Annotated in this window: 14 protein-coding genes; 11 read left to right on the plus strand and 3 right to left on the minus strand. The window is 71.7% G+C overall.

Translation table 11 applies throughout. The annotated features are described in order from the left end of the window. The 5 genes from CG719_RS19750 to CG719_RS19770 form a co-directional block, all read left to right on the plus strand. Window positions 1-494 (plus strand): flavodoxin-dependent (E)-4-hydroxy-3-methylbut-2-enyl-diphosphate synthase (locus CG719_RS19750; RefSeq protein WP_159024901.1); only part of this gene is annotated, 494 nt, incomplete at its 5' end. Window positions 495-521: 27 nt separating this feature from the next. Continuing rightward, a complete protein-coding gene (dxs, locus tag CG719_RS19755; protein WP_100570009.1) occupies window positions 522-2459 on the plus strand; it encodes a 1-deoxy-D-xylulose-5-phosphate synthase in 1938 nt (645 codons plus the stop codon). Beyond that, window positions 2456-3838 carry an aspartate aminotransferase family protein gene (locus CG719_RS19760; protein WP_100570010.1) on the plus strand — a complete coding sequence of 461 codons (1383 nt, stop codon included), beginning with the start codon at window positions 2456-2458 and terminating at the stop codon, window positions 3836-3838. Before dxs ends, CG719_RS19760 begins: the two co-directional genes overlap by 4 nt. A gap of 85 nt (window positions 3839-3923) precedes the next feature. Then, window positions 3924-4547, plus strand: coding sequence for a helix-turn-helix domain-containing protein (locus CG719_RS19765; RefSeq protein WP_100570011.1), 624 nt, complete (start codon window positions 3924-3926; stop codon window positions 4545-4547). Continuing rightward, window positions 4544-4666 carry a DUF6126 family protein gene (locus CG719_RS19770; RefSeq protein ID WP_100570012.1) on the plus strand — a complete coding sequence of 41 codons (123 nt, stop codon included), beginning with the start codon at window positions 4544-4546 and terminating at the stop codon, window positions 4664-4666. The genes CG719_RS19765 and CG719_RS19770 overlap by 4 nt, the downstream gene beginning before the upstream one ends. A 19-nt stretch (window positions 4667-4685) precedes the next feature. On the opposite strand, the gene CG719_RS19775 is transcribed toward CG719_RS19770, so the two are convergent. Continuing rightward, the gene (locus CG719_RS19775; RefSeq protein WP_100570013.1) at window positions 4686-5483 is read right to left on the minus strand and encodes a tyrosine-protein phosphatase; all 798 of its coding nucleotides are present in this window, start codon (window positions 5481-5483) and stop codon (window positions 4686-4688) included. Window positions 5484-5655: 172 nt separating this feature from the next. Between CG719_RS19775 and CG719_RS19780 the strand changes: the two genes are divergently transcribed. Together CG719_RS19780 and CG719_RS19785 are read left to right on the plus strand one after the other, a co-directional pair. Next, window positions 5656-7728 (plus strand): alpha-galactosidase, encoded by a 2073-nt coding sequence (locus tag CG719_RS19780; protein ID WP_100570014.1) that lies wholly within the window; start codon window positions 5656-5658, stop codon window positions 7726-7728. 145 nt (window positions 7729-7873) lie between these two features. Further along, the gene (locus CG719_RS19785; protein ID WP_100570015.1) at window positions 7874-8659 is read left to right on the plus strand and encodes an SGNH/GDSL hydrolase family protein; all 786 of its coding nucleotides are present in this window, start codon (window positions 7874-7876) and stop codon (window positions 8657-8659) included. 33 nt (window positions 8660-8692) lie between these two features. Here CG719_RS19785 and CG719_RS19790 read toward each other — a convergent pair whose 3' ends face one another. Continuing rightward, complete coding sequence (locus CG719_RS19790; protein ID WP_324838212.1) at window positions 8693-9298, minus strand: carboxymuconolactone decarboxylase family protein; 606 nt, start codon at window positions 9296-9298, stop codon at window positions 8693-8695. A gap of 125 nt (window positions 9299-9423) precedes the next feature. On the opposite strand from CG719_RS19790, the gene CG719_RS19795 reads away from it, so the two are divergent. The 4 genes from CG719_RS19795 (at window position 9424) to CG719_RS19810 (ending at window position 13109) form a co-directional block, all read left to right on the plus strand. Further along, on the plus strand, window positions 9424-10644 hold the full coding sequence (locus tag CG719_RS19795; RefSeq protein ID WP_100570016.1) for an MBL fold metallo-hydrolase: 1221 nt from the start codon (window positions 9424-9426) through the stop codon (window positions 10642-10644). A 238-nt stretch (window positions 10645-10882) separates the two neighbouring features. Further along, entirely contained in the window at window positions 10883-11236 is a 354-nt protein-coding gene (locus CG719_RS19800; RefSeq protein WP_234375657.1) for a LysR family transcriptional regulator, read from the plus strand. Between the two features lie 86 nt (window positions 11237-11322). Next, on the plus strand, window positions 11323-11793 hold the full coding sequence (locus CG719_RS36495) for a cobalamin B12-binding domain-containing protein (protein ID WP_159024902.1): 471 nt from the start codon (window positions 11323-11325) through the stop codon (window positions 11791-11793). Next, the gene (locus CG719_RS19810; RefSeq protein WP_234375658.1) at window positions 11790-13109 is read left to right on the plus strand and encodes a methylaspartate mutase; all 1320 of its coding nucleotides are present in this window, start codon (window positions 11790-11792) and stop codon (window positions 13107-13109) included. Before CG719_RS36495 ends, CG719_RS19810 begins: the two co-directional genes overlap by 4 nt. A 138-nt stretch (window positions 13110-13247) precedes the next feature. On the opposite strand, the gene CG719_RS19815 is transcribed toward CG719_RS19810, so the two are convergent. Further along, complete coding sequence (locus tag CG719_RS19815) at window positions 13248-13715, minus strand: flavin reductase family protein (RefSeq protein ID WP_100570321.1); 468 nt, start codon at window positions 13713-13715, stop codon at window positions 13248-13250. Window positions 13716-13796 lie beyond the last annotated feature (81 nt).

The raw sequence follows: 13796 nt of genomic DNA on the forward strand, positions 1-13796 counted from the left end.
CGATCAAGTCGGCGGTGGCCTTCGGCGCGCTGCTGTCCCAGGGGATCGGTGACACCATCCGCGTGTCGCTGTCCGCGCCGCCGGTCGAGGAGATCAAGGTCGGTATCCAGATCCTGGAGTCGCTGAACCTGCGCCAGCGCGGTCTGGAGATCGTGTCGTGTCCGTCCTGCGGCCGTGCGCAGGTGGACGTGTACAAGCTGGCCGAGGAGGTCACCGCCGGTCTGACCGGGATGGAGGTGCCGCTGCGCGTCGCGGTGATGGGCTGCGTCGTCAACGGTCCCGGTGAGGCCCGCGAGGCCGACCTCGGTGTCGCCTCCGGCAACGGCAAGGGGCAGATCTTCGTCAAGGGCGAGGTCATCAAGACCGTGCCGGAGTCGAAGATCGTGGAGACCCTGATCGAGGAGGCCATCAAGATCGCGGAGGGGATGGGGCAGGACGACGCCGCGTCCGGCGGCGGCACCGTCACGGGGACACCGACAGTGACAGTGAGTTAAACGGCACGGACCGAGAGGGGGCCCAGCGTGACCATTCTGGAGAGCATCCGGGGACCACGCGACCTGAAGGCGCTGTCCGAGGCGGAACTGGGTGAACTGTCCGACGAGATACGTGAGTTCCTGGTGCATGCGGTCGCCAGGACCGGCGGTCACCTCGGGCCCAACCTGGGGGTGGTGGAACTCACCGTCGCCCTCCACCGGGTCTTCGAGTCGCCGGTCGACCGGATCCTGTGGGACACCGGTCACCAGAGTTATGTGCACAAGCTTCTGACAGGGCGTCAGGACTTCTCCAAGCTGCGCGGCAAGGGAGGCCTGTCCGGCTACCCCGCGCGCGAGGAGTCCGAGCACGACGTCATCGAGAACAGCCACGCCTCCACGGCGCTCGGCTGGGCCGACGGACTCGCCAAGGCCCGCGAGGTGCAGGGGGAGAAGGGACACGTCGTCGCCGTCATCGGCGACGGCGCGCTGACCGGCGGCATGGCCTGGGAGGCGCTGAACAACATCGCGGCCGCCCGGGACCGGCCGCTGATCATCGTCGTCAACGACAACGAGCGGTCCTACGCGCCGACCATCGGCGGCCTCGCCAACCACCTTGCCACCCTGCGCACCACGGACGGCTACGAGAAGGTCCTGGCCTGGGGCAAGGAGGTGCTCCAGCGCACCCCGGTCGTCGGCAACACCCTCTACGAGTCGCTGCACGGCGCGAAGAAGGGGTTCAAGGACGCGTTCGCGCCGCAGGGCATGTTCGAGGACCTCGGGCTGAAGTACCTCGGCCCGATCGACGGACACGACATCAAGGCCGTCGAGTCGGCGCTGCGCCGCGCCAAACGCTTCCACGGCCCCGTCCTCGTCCACTGCCTCACCGAGAAGGGCCGCGGCTACGAACCCGCGCTGGCCCACGAGGAGGACCACTTCCACACCGTGGGCGTGATGGACCCGCTGACCTGCGAGCCGCTCGCCCCGGCCGGCGGGCCGTCCTGGACCTCCGTGTTCGGCGACGAGATCGTGCGGATCGGCGAGGAGCGGGACGACGTCGTGGCGATCACCGCCGCCATGCTGCACCCGGTGGGCCTCGGCAGGTTCGCCGAGCGGTTCCCGGACCGGGTGTGGGACGTGGGCATCGCCGAGCAGCACGCGGTCGTCTCGGCCGCGGGGCTCGCCACCGGCGGTCTGCACCCGGTCGTCGCCGTCTACGCCACCTTCCTCAACCGCGCCTTCGACCAGCTCCTGATGGACGTCGCCCTGCACCGCTGCGGGGTCACCTTCGTCCTGGACCGGGCCGGAGTGACCGGCGTCGACGGGCCCTCCCACAACGGCATGTGGGACATGTCCGTCCTCCAGGTCGTGCCCGGTCTCAGGATCGCCGCGCCGCGCGACGCCGACCAGTTGCGCGCCCAGCTGCGCGAGGCCGTCGCCGTCGACGACGCGCCGACCCTGATCCGGTTCCCCAAGGAGTCGGCCGGCCCGCGGATCGAGGCCGTCGGCCACGCCGGCGGCATGGACGTACTGCACCGGGCGGAGAGCCCCGACGTGCTGCTGGTCGCCGTGGGCGTGATGGCACCGGTGTGCCTCCAGGCCGCCGAACTGCTCCAGGCGCGGGGCATCGGCTGCACCGTCGTCGACCCGCGCTGGGTCAAGCCCGTCGATCCGGCGCTGCCGGACCTGGCCGCCGGGCACCGGCTGGTGGCTGTGGTCGAGGACAACAGCCGCGCGTCCGGCGTGGGCGCGGCGGTCGCCCTGGCGCTCGGCGACGCCGAGGTCGACGTACCGGTACGCAGGTTCGGCATCCCCGAGCAGTTCCTCGCGCACGCCAAACGCGGAGAGGTGCTGGCCGACATCGGGCTCACCCCGGTCGAGGTCGCCGGACGGATCGGCGCGAGCCTGACCGTGCGGGAGCAGGCCGGGACGATCCCGGCGCAGAACGGTGCCGGGGCCGTCATGGCAGTCAAGGAGACAACCGAATGACCACGGAGTTCGACCTCGGCGCCCTGCTCGCCGAGCGCGGCACCGAGCGCTACGAGCTGCACACCAGGCACCTCAACCACCAACTGCCGCGGATGCTGCACACCATCGGCTTCGACAAGGTCTACGAGCGGGCCGAGGGCGCGTACTTCTGGGACGCGGAGGGCAACGACTACCTGGACATGCTCTCCGGGTTCGGGGTGATGGGCCTGGGCCGCCACCACCCTGTCGTCCGCAAGGCGCTGCACGACGTGCTGGACGCCCAGCTCGCCGACCTCACCCGCTTCGACTGCCAGCCGCTGCCCGGGCTGCTGGCCGAGCGGCTGCTCGCGCACACCCCCCACCTGGACCGGGTGTTCTTCGGCAACAGCGGCACGGAGGCGGTGGAGACCGCGCTGAAGTTCGCCCGCCGCGCCACCGGCCGGCCACGGATCCTGTATTGCGAGCACTCCTTCCACGGACTGACCGCAGGCTCGCTGTCCGTCAACGGCGAGGACGGCTTCCGGGACGGCTTCGCCCCGCTGCTGCCCGACACCGCCGTCCCGCTCGGCGACCTCGACGCGCTCGCACGGGAGCTGAGGAAGGGCGACGTGGCCGCCCTGATCGTCGAGCCGATCCAGGGCAAGGGCGTGCACGAGGCCCCGCCCGGCTGGCTGCGCGCCGCGCAGGAGCTGCTGCACCGGCACAAGGCACTGCTCATCGCCGACGAGGTGCAGACGGGCCTGGGCCGCACCGGGGACTTCTGGGCCTACCAGCACGAGGACGGGGTCGAGCCGGACCTGGTCTGCGTGGCCAAGGCCCTGTCCGGCGGCTATGTGCCGGTGAGTGCCACCCTCGGCAGGGACTGGATCTTCAAGAAGGTCTACTCCTCGATCGACCGGGTGCTCGTCCACTCGGCGAGCTTCGGGTCCAACGCCCAGGCCATGGCGGCGGGCCTGGCCGTGCTGTCCGTGATGGAGAACGAGCAGATCGTGGCCAACGCCAGGGCCACGGGCGAGCTGCTGAAGTCCCGGCTGGCCGCGCTCACCGACCGGTACGAGCTGCTCGCCGACGTGCGCGGCCGGGGCCTGATGATCGGCATCGAGTTCGGGCGGCCGAGGTCGCTGAAGCTGCGCGGGCGCTGGACCATGCTCCAGGCGGCCCGCAAGGGACTGTTCGCGCAGATGGTGGTCGTCCCGCTGCTGCAGCGGCACCGTATCCTGACCCAGGTCTCCGGCGACCACCTGGAGGTGATCAAGCTGATCCCGCCGCTGGTCGTCGGGGAGGGCGAGGTCGACCGGTTCGTGGACGCCTTCACCGCCGTGATGGACGACGCGCACGACGGCGGGCTGATGTGGGATTTCGGAAAGACGCTGGTCAAGCAGGCCGTCGCCAACCGGTGAGCCGACCGGGCACGGACCCCGTCGCTGACTTTGCCTCTGAGGCAAGAAATTTGCCTTAGGGGCAAAGCGGCGGTGGAATGGAGGTATGAGCTCTCCAGAGTCCCAGCCCCCGGCGGGGCCGGTCGAGGACCTGCCCGCCGTCGCGCCGCAACTGCGTGCGCTGCGCCGCCGTGCCGCACTGACCCTGGAGGCCGCGGCCCGGGCCGCCGGGCTGTCGCCCGCCCATCTCTCCCGACTGGAGACCGGGCAGCGCCAGCCCTCGCTGCCGATGCTGCTCTCGCTCGCCCGTGTCTACGGTACGACAGTCTCCGAACTGCTCGGCGAGAACGTCGCCGAGCGGGACGCGGTGGTGCACGCCGGGGACATGGAGCCGACGCGGGCCGGCGGCTGGACGTACTGGCAGGCCGGCGCGTCCGGCCGCGGGATGCAGGCCCTGCGGGTCCGCGTCCCGCACGGCTCCCAGGGCGACATCGTGCGCGTGCACCCCGGCGAGGAGTGGCTGTACGTCCTCAGCGGACGCCTCAGGCTACGCCTCGGCGACGCCACGCACCTGCTCGTGCCGGGCAGCAGCGCGCACTTCGACTCGCTGACCCCGCACCGCATCGCGGCCGAGAACCCGGACGGGGTCGAGCTCCTCTTCGTCCACACCCTGTTGCAGAGTCCCACGGCCGCGCTGTGCCTGGGCCCCCACATCGGAGACATGCCATGACCAACATGGAAGAGAAGTTCCCGCGCGCCCTGTGGGTCCGGCTCGTCATCTACACCGTCGTCGGTCACTTCTTCGCCGGGTTCGTCTGGTTCCTGTTCTCGGTCGGCGGCTCCAAGTGAGGGCCCGGGTGCCGGCCCGTCAGTCCAGCAGCCGCTCGCGCAGCCGCTCCCGGGTGGCCGGAGCCAGCCGCAGCCCCCGCTCCAGGTAGGCGTCGACGCCGCCCCAGGTCTCCTCGATGGTGTCCAGGGCCGCCGCCAGATACTCGGCGCGCGCCTCGAACAGGGGGCTGAGCAGCTCCATGACCTCGGGGGAGTAGGCCGCGGCCGACGTGCCGCTGCGGTGCACCTTGTAGCGGCGGTGCTTGGCGTTCGACTCCAGGTAGTCGGCGACGATCGCGTCCCGCTCCACGCCGAGGGCGAGGAGGGTCACGGCGATCGACAGGCCCGCGCGGTCCTTGCCCGCCGCGCAGTGCATCAGGACCGGGACGCAGTCCTCGGCGAGCGCGTGCAGTACCTGCGAGTGCTCGCCGGTGCGCTCCTTGATGAGCACGCGGTAGGACGAGATCATCCGGTCCGCGCCCTTGCCGTCGTCCAGGACGGAGCGCAACTCGTCGAGGTCGCCGTCACGGACCATCTTCCAGAACTCGGCGCCGTCCGCCGGGTCGCTCAGCGGCAGGTTCACATGGCGCACGCCCGGCAGTTCGACGTCCGGGCCCTCCAGCCCGACGTCGGCCGTGTTGCGGAAGTCGAAGATCGTGTGCAGGCCCAGGGAGCCGAGGTAGGACGCGTCCTCGTCGGTCGCGTGCGCGAGGTGGCCGCTGCGGAACAGCATCCCGTGCCGCACCCGCCGGCCGTCGACGGTCGGCAGCCCGCCCACGTCACGGAAGTTGCGCACTGCGGCCAGCTCCGGCTCGGTCGAGGGGACCTGCTGCGTCACGGGGACTCCTCCCTTTCGGCCCCGCCGTCACGGTGCGTCGGCGGGTGCGGCTTCGACCATACGACATGGCTGCCCGGGGCAACGGGCTGTCCACAGGCGTTGCACCGGCGCCCGCGCCCCCTGATGATGGCGGTGCGTGCGCGGACCGGTTCGGACCTGTGGGGGACGGAACATGCTGGAGACCGCCGACGACGGACGTACATGGCTGCTGACCGGGCCCACGAGCGGCTACGCCGTCCATCTGACCGAGCGTGGCGAACTGCTCCACCTGCACTGGGGTCCGAGTATCACCCTGACCGACGCCGAGGCCCTGGCCGCACGGCCGCTGCCGGACGCCCGGCCCTTCGAGTCCCCGCTCGACGGACAGGAGGAGTACCCGGTCGAGGGCGGCCCCCGCTTCGTACGGCCCGCGCTGTCCGTGCGCACCGCCGAACGGCGCGGCACCGAGTGGACCTTCGGGTCGTACGACGCCGAGGGCGACGAACTGCGGCTGCTGTTCCACGACTCGGGGCTGGACATCACCCTGCACTACCGCATGCGCGGGGACGTCGTCGAACGCTGGGTCACCCTCGCCAACCGGGGACCCGAGCCCGTGGAGGTGCTGCGCGCCGACTCGGCGACCTGGACCCTGCCCGAGCGGGAAGGCCGGCGGCTGTCCCACCTGCACGGCCGCTGGGCCGCCGAGTCCCGGCTCGTGCGCACCTCACTCGCCTACGGCGAGCACGTCATCGGCAGCCGCCGCGGCCACACCGGCCACCAGCACCTGCCGTGGGTCGCCCTGGACACCGACGCCACCGAGGAGCGCGGCGAGGTCTACGGCTGCGCCCTGGGCTGGTCGGGCTCCTGGCGGATCGCGGTCGCCCAACTCCCGGACGCGCGCGTGCAGATCACCGGGGGCGCCGGGCACGACGACTCCGGGCTGCTGATGCTCCGGGCCGGGGAGACGTACACCGGCCCCGTCTTCGCAGGGCTGTGGAGCGACGGCGGACACGGCGGCGCGAGCCGCGCCTGGCACGCCTACCAGCGGCGGTACGTCATCCCCGACGCGGACCGGGACCGGCCGGTGCTCTACAACTCCTGGGAGGCCACCCAGTTCGACATCTCGGAGGAGCAGCAGGGGGCGCTCGCGCGGCGGGCCGCGGAGATCGGCGTGGAACTGTTCGTCGTCGACGACGGCTGGTTCGGCGCCCGCACCGGCGACCGCGCCGGACTCGGCGACTGGTGGCCCAACCCCGACCGGTTCCCCGGCGGCCTGAAGCCGCTCGCCGACCAGGTGCACGGCCTCGGCATGCGGTTCGGCATCTGGGTCGAGCCGGAGATGGTCAACCCCGACAGCGACCTGTACCGCGCGCACCCCGACTGGGTGCAGCACCAACTTGGGCGCACGCGCACGGAGTTCCGCAACCAGCTCGTCCTCAACCTCGCGCGCGAGGACGTGCGGGAGTATTTGTGGGAGAGGCTGGACACGCTGCTCTCCAGCGCCCCGATCGACTATGTGAAATGGGACTTCAACCGCTCCTTCACCGACGCCGGCTGGCCCGGGGAGCCGTACCCGCAGCGCCTGTGGACCGACCATGTGCGCGCGCTGTACGCCCTGCTTGACCGGCTGCGGGCCGCGCACCCGGGCGTCGCCTTCGAGTCCTGCTCGGGCGGCGGCGGCCGGATCGACCTCGGCGTCCTGTCCCGTACGGACCAGGTGTGGACCTCCGACAACACCGATCCGCTGGACCGGCTCGCCATCCAGCACGGCTTCAGCCAGATCCATCCCGCCCGTGTCATGGCCGCCTGGGTCACCGACAGCCCGAACACCATGCTCAACGGGCGGGCCAGCACGCTGCGTTTCCGCTTCGTCAGCGCCATGGCGGGTGTGCTCGGGGTGGGTGGCGACCTCACCCGGTGGACGGAGGAGGAGCTGGCCGAGGCCTGTGACTGGATCGCGCTGTACAAGGAGATCCGGCCGGTGGTCCAGCGCGGCGACCTGTACCGGCTGAGGGCCCCGCGAGGCGGGCTGAGCGCGGTGCAGTACGTCCTCGGTGACGACACCGTCGTCCTCGCCCTGCTCCAGGCGCAGCACCACGGCGAGCCGGTGCCCGCGCTGCGGCTGCGCGGACTGGACCCGGCGGCGTCGTACATGTGCGGGGACACCGGGGAAGTGCACCGCGGCGCCGTACTGCTGCACCACGGGCTGCGCACCGGGCTGCGGGGCGACTTCGACGCGACGGTCGTCAGGCTGCGGCGTGTGTGAAGGCCTCACGTATTCCCGCTGGAGCCTCCCGGTCGAAGTGGCCTTTCTCACCGCACGTCAACCCCTTCCTACGGTCGCGTAGGTCACATTCGAAGGTGAATCATGAGCCGACGTGGCAGACGATTCGAAGAGTGACAGCAGATCAGTGATCGGGTCGTACGTGGCGGTGGGGGACAGCTTCACCGAGGGCGTCGGCGACCCCGGCCCCGACGGGGAGTTCGTCGGCTGGGCCGACCGCCTCGCCGTCCTGCTCGCCGACCGGCGGCCCGAGGGCAACTTCCAGTACACCAACCTCGCCGTGCGCGGCAGACTGCTCGACCAGATCGTGGCGGAGCAGGTGTCCCGGGCCGAAGAACTCGCCCCGGACCTGGTCTCGTTCTGCGCCGGCGGCAACGACATCATCCGCCCCGGCACCGACCCGGACGAGGTGGCCGAGCGCTTCGAGAAGGCGGTCTCCCGGCTCGCCGCCGTCGCGGGCACGGTCCTGGTGACCACCGGCTTCGACACGCGGGGTGTGCCCCTGCTCAAGCATCTGCGCGGCAGGATCGCCACGTACAACGGGCATGTGCGGGCCGTCGCCGACCGCTACGGCTGCCCGGTGCTCGACCTGTGGTCGCTGAGGACCGTCCAGGACCGCCGCGCCTGGGACGACGACCGCCTGCACCTGTCGGCCGAAGGGCACACGCGGGTGGCGCTGAGGGCCGGCCAGGTACTCGGACTCGACGTCCCGGCCGATCCGGAGCAGCCCTGGCCGCCGCTGCCGTCCCGCGGCACGCTGGAGGTACGCCGCGACGACGTGCACTGGGCGCGCGAGTACCTGGTCCCGTGGATCGGCCGCCGCCTGCGCGGCGAGTCCTCCGGTGACCATGTGACGGCCAAGGGCGCCCTGTCACCCGACGACATCAGAACCCGGATCGCCTCGGTGGCCTGACCCCGCGAGGCGCGCCGGGACGCTTCGTACGGGTCAGTCCCTCGCCGCCGCGTCGTCCGCGGGCCCTGCGCTCCCCGGGACCTCGCACGTGTCCTTGAAGCCCTGGCTCTTGAGGCCCAGGGCGGAGTTCATGCGGGAGCGCAGGTTCTCCACCGCCACCATCGCGGTCAGTTCGACCAGGGCCGGCTCGCCGAGCCGGTCGCGCAGCCGCGCGGTGAGGTCGTCGTCCACCGTGGGCGGCGTGGCCGTCATGGCCTCGGCGTACGCCAGGACGTCGCGCTCCAGCGGCGTGTAGACGTCGCTGTCCCGCCACACCGGGACGTCGTGCAGCTTCTCGGGCGCCATGCCGCGCTGGCGAGAGACCCAGTACCCGAAGTCCACGCACCACGAGCAGCCGATCGCCGCGGCAGACGCCATCTCGGCGAGCGCCTTGAGATCGGGGTCGAGCCTGTTCCACTTCGCGAGCGACTGCTCGAAGCGCAGGTCGCTCCACAGGACCCGCGGGTTGTGCGCGAGCGCCCGCGCGGGGTCCAGCACCTTGCCGTAGGCGCGCCTGCTGTACCACTCGACGAGGCGGAACAAGCGGGTGCGGGGCGCGGTGAGCGAGACGCGGGCCATGGCGGCCACCTCCAGTGACATCGGTTCCGGGGCACCTCGCGGGTGCCTGCACCGTTACGACGGACGGGAGCGCGCGGGTGTGACATCCGGGTTGTCGGAGCGGCCCGACATAATGGAAAGCCTGACCGACTCCACCTGGAGGTAGCGTGGCAGGATTCCGTCCTTCGAACCCGGGGCTCCGTGCACTGCGGCCCGAGGCCTTCGGCGCGGACCCGAGCGGAGAGCGCATGGCGCGCATCCGCAGATCACCCCATTTCAAGGACGGCGTCTTCCAGAACCCCGGCGGCCCCGCCCGGACCCGGCCCTCCGGCTCGACGCCGGCCTTCGCGCGGCGCTACCTCGACAAGGACGAGCGCCGCCGCCGCGCCCCGCGCGGCACCGTGCCCGTGCACGCCACCACGCTCGCCGATCTCGCCAGGCCCCCGGCCACCGGTCTGCGGCTGACCTGGATGGGACACTCCAGCGTCCTAGCGGAGATCGACGGGCAGCGGGTGCTCTTCGACCCCGTGTGGGGCGAGCGCTGTTCGCCGTTCCCCTTCGTCGGGCCCCGCCGGCTGCACCCGGTGCCGCTGCCGCTGGCCGCGCTCGGCCCGGTCGACGTCGTCGTCATCTCCCACGACCACTACGACCACCTGGACCTGCCCACCATCAAGGCGCTGGCCGGCACGGACACCCTGTTCGCCGTGCCGCTCGGCGTCGGGGCCCACCTGGAGCACTGGGGCGTGTCCGCCGACCGCCTGCGCGAACTGGACTGGCACGAGGCCACCAGGGTCGGCGGGCTCACCCTGACCGCGACCCCCGCCCGCCACTTCTGCGGCCGGGCCCTGCGCAACACCCAGCACACCCTGTGGGCCTCCTGGGCCGTCGCGGGCGAGGAGCACCGCATCTACCACAGCGGTGACACCGGCTACTTCGAGGGCTTCCGTCAGATCGGCGCCGACCACGGCCCGTTCGACGCGACGATGATCCAGATCGGCGCGTACTCAGAGTTCTGGCCGGACATCCACATGACGCCCGATGAAGGGGTTCGGGCCCACCTGGACCTCCAGGGGAACGCGCCGTCCGGTGTGTTGCTGCCGATCCACTGGGGCACCTTCACCCTCGCCCCGCACGCCTGGGCCGAGCCGGGAGAGTGGACGAAGGACGCCGCCGAGGAGGTCGGACAGGCGGTCGCGCTCCCGCGGCCGGGGGAGCCCTTCGAGCCCGCGGGCAAGGTTCCCGCGGAGCCGTGGTGGCGGCCGGTGTCCGCGCCCCTCTCCCACCCGTGGCGCCGCGCCGCCGAGGGACCGGAGGCCGTCCCCGCCGCCCCGGCCGCCGAGGCCGCCCCGGCCTCCCCGGGTGACCTCGACCTCGCAGGCGAGCGCTGACGCCCGTCCAGGGTGACCTCTTCGCCGGAAATCTCTGAGAACTTCCCGACCGAGTTCGTCCTTTTCCTCCGGCTCGATGCGGACATTCGGCGACTTCGGCTGCGCGGCAATACCGACCATGTGCCACAAGCACATGCCGCGCAGCCGGCTGGAAATACCTAAACCTCACCGACCAGGCAAAGCTCCACAGATCCCGTTCTACACCTGACGTGGCAGCTTCCTGCAAGCGCCGTGCCGTGTGAAGGAATCGCATGTTAAAGTTTCGGCACTTGATAATCTGTTTAATTGTGAGGCGATTATGCACGAACGCGAGTTGCGCGCTTTTGTCGCGATTGCCGAAATAGGTCGAATGGACCTCGCAGCCAAGAAGCTCGGATACTCGCAACCGGCAATAAGTTACCAAATCATATGTCTTGAGCGATCTCTGGGTATCAAACTGTTCACCCGTAATTCAGGCGGCACCACTCTGACCCGTGAAGGGCAGATGATCCTGTCCTCGGCGCGCGCGACTCTGATGCTGATCGAGAACATCAAGAGAGAATGCACGGAATTCAGCAGAGCGCCCGTGGCCGTCACGAGCCTGGTGCCCTGACCCCCGGCCCGGCTCCCGGCTCTCAACGACGACCTCGATCGGCACTAGGGAGAACCGTGGCACAGCGGGAGAACCAAATCGCCGGCGTGAGCACGCCCCCGGCCCACCGGGACCGCGGCACCGTGGTGGTGTCGGGCCTCGCCAGCGACGCGCACACGTGGAATCTGGTCTACCTCCAGCTCGTCATCGAGGAACTCGGCTACCGCGTGATCAACCTCGGGCCCTGCGTGCCGGACGACGTGCTGGTCGCCGAATGCCGCCGGATCGATCCGGCGCTGGTCGTCATCGGCAGTGTCAACGGGCACGGCTGCACCGACGGCCTGCGCGCGGTCACCCGGCTGCGCGCCTGCCCGGAACTGGCCGCCACGCCGATGGTGATCGGCGGCAAGCTCACGGTGTCCGACGAGAACGCCGGCCGCCACGCGCGGGCCCTGATGGCCGCGGGCTTCGACGCCGTCTTCCCCGACCAGGCCTCGGACGCGGCCGACTTCACGGCGTTCGTCGCCTCGCTCCCGCCCGCCGCGCAGCCGGCGCTGATCGCGGGGAGATCCCGGTGACCGTCCTCGTACCCGGCCGGCCCACCCAGGCGGAGCCGGGATTCGGCGCGTTCGTCCGTGCGCGGGCGCGGGCCGGCGCTCTCGTCGTGCAGCCGCGCATGGGTTTCGGTGATCCGGAGCGGATGCGGGCGGGGCTGGCCGCCACCAAGGCGGCGCGCGGGCACACCGCCGGCACGCTGACCCTGGACAGCTACACCAGGGTCGGTGACCTGGCCGCGGTCGAGCACGCCCGGCGCGAGGACCTGCCGCTCAACGGCTACCCCATCGTCAGCCACCCCGACGCCACGACCCGGGCGATGCTGGCCGGTGTCCGGGACGCCGGCTTCCCCGTGCAGGTGCGGCACGGATCCGCCCTGCCCCAGCACATCTTCCGCAAGCTGATCGCGCTGGGCCTGGACGCGACCGAGGGCGGGCCCGTGTCGTACTGCCTGCCCTACGGACGCACCCCGCTGGCCGAGTCGATCGCGGCCTGGCGGCAGTGCACGGAAATGTTCTCCCGGCTGCGCGACCAGGGCGCCGAACCGCACCTGGAGACCTTCGGCGGCTGCATGATGGGCCAACTCTGCCCGCCCAGCCAGCTGGTGGCGCTCAGCGTGCTGGAGGCGCTGTTCTTCCGCGCGTACGGCTGCCGCAGCATCTCGGTGAGCTACGCCCAGCAGACCCACGCCGGCCAGGACACCGAGGCGGTGTTCGCGTTGCGCCGGCTGTGCGCCGAGCTGCTGCCCGACGTCGACTGGCACGTGGTCGTCTACGCCTACATGGGGGCGTACCCGGTCACCGAGACGGGCGCGTACCGGCTGCTCGGCGAGGCCGCCGAACTGGCCGTGCGGACCGGCTCCGAGCGGCTCATCGTCAAGACCGTCGCCGAGTCGCGGCGGATCCCCACCGTCTCGGAGAACGTGGCCGCCCTGGAGTACGCGGCGCGGGCGGCCGTGGCGGCCCGGCCGGTGCCCGCGCCGGACACGGACACACAGACGTACGCGGAAGCGCGGGCGCTGGTCGAAGGGGTGCTGAACCTGCACTCCGACCTCGCCCGCGCGCTGCTGCTGGCCTTCGAACGCGGCTGTCTCGACATCCCGTACTGCGTGCACCCGGACAACCGGGGCCGCACCCGCAGCCGCCTCGACGCGGAGGGACGGCTGTGCTGGGCGCAGACCGGCGCGCTGCCACTGACCCGACTGGTACGGACCGGGCGGGGGCGTGAGGTGACCGCGGCAGGGCTCCTGGCGGACCTCTCCTATCTGCGGAGCAAGTACGACCGGGAGGCGCTGTACGACCACGCCCCGGCCGAGGTGCCGTCCGCCGACCCGGCGTGACGGCGGCGGGCCGACCGTACCGGCCGCCCCCGCGGCCGCCGGCCGTGTTCCGTCGGGAGGCGGCCCTGTGCGAGAGGCGGCGCCGTCCGCCCGGGGAAGGCGGGCCGGGTCGGGCGGCCCGTGCCGGGCCGGGGGCGGTCAGACCCGGTCCGGGGCCGGTTCCGGCCAGACGGTGAACCGTCGGTGGCCGTAGAGCAGCGGGGTGGCGTTGGTGCAGTCGGTGCCGAGCACTTCGCCGAAGACGACGACGTGGTCGCCGACCGCCTTGGTGTCGCAGACCCGGCAGGCGGCGAAGGCGACGGTGTCGTCGGCGAGCCGGGGAAGGGCGGCGTCGCCGGCCGGCTCCCACGGCACGTGCTCGAAATGGCTCAGGGAGGAATCGGCGAACAGGCGGGCGATCCCGCTCGCGCGGGCCCCGAGCAGGTTCACTCCGAAGAAGCCGTGGGCGCGCAGAGCGCCGAGCGTGCGGCTGGTCACCGTCAGGCAGACGGACAGGACCGGCGGATCCAGGCTGACGCCGGCGAGGGAGGAGCAGGTCATCCCGCGCGGCCGCCCGTCGGCGTCGACCGTGGTCACGACGGACACACCGGTCGGGAAGGAACTCATGAACGCGCGATACGCCCCGGCGCCGACCGGACCCGGCTCCGCGTCCAGTGCCTTCGCCGCTCCGCCCGGCGCCCCGGCGCG

Origin of the sequence: Streptomyces sp. CB01373 (assembly GCF_002803075.1) — a bacterium.
GTDB lineage: Bacteria > Actinomycetota > Actinomycetes > Streptomycetales > Streptomycetaceae > Streptomyces.

Coding starts and splice junctions, on each gene's coding strand:
- CG719_RS19760 (WP_100570010.1), top strand. CDS start 2,456: ATGACCACGGAGTTCGACCTCGGCGCCCTGCTCGCCGAGCGCGGCACC.
- CG719_RS19765 (WP_100570011.1), top strand. CDS start 3,924: ATGAGCTCTCCAGAGTCCCAGCCCCCGGCGGGGCCGGTCGAGGACCTG.
- CG719_RS19770 (WP_100570012.1), top strand. CDS start 4,544: ATGACCAACATGGAAGAGAAGTTCCCGCGCGCCCTGTGGGTCCGGCTC.
- CG719_RS19780 (WP_100570014.1), top strand. CDS start 5,656: ATGCTGGAGACCGCCGACGACGGACGTACATGGCTGCTGACCGGGCCC.
- CG719_RS19790 (WP_324838212.1), bottom strand. CDS start 9,298: ATGTCACTGGAGGTGGCCGCCATGGCCCGCGTCTCGCTCACCGCGCCC.
- CG719_RS19815 (WP_100570321.1), bottom strand. CDS start 13,715: ATGAGTTCCTTCCCGACCGGTGTGTCCGTCGTGACCACGGTCGACGCC.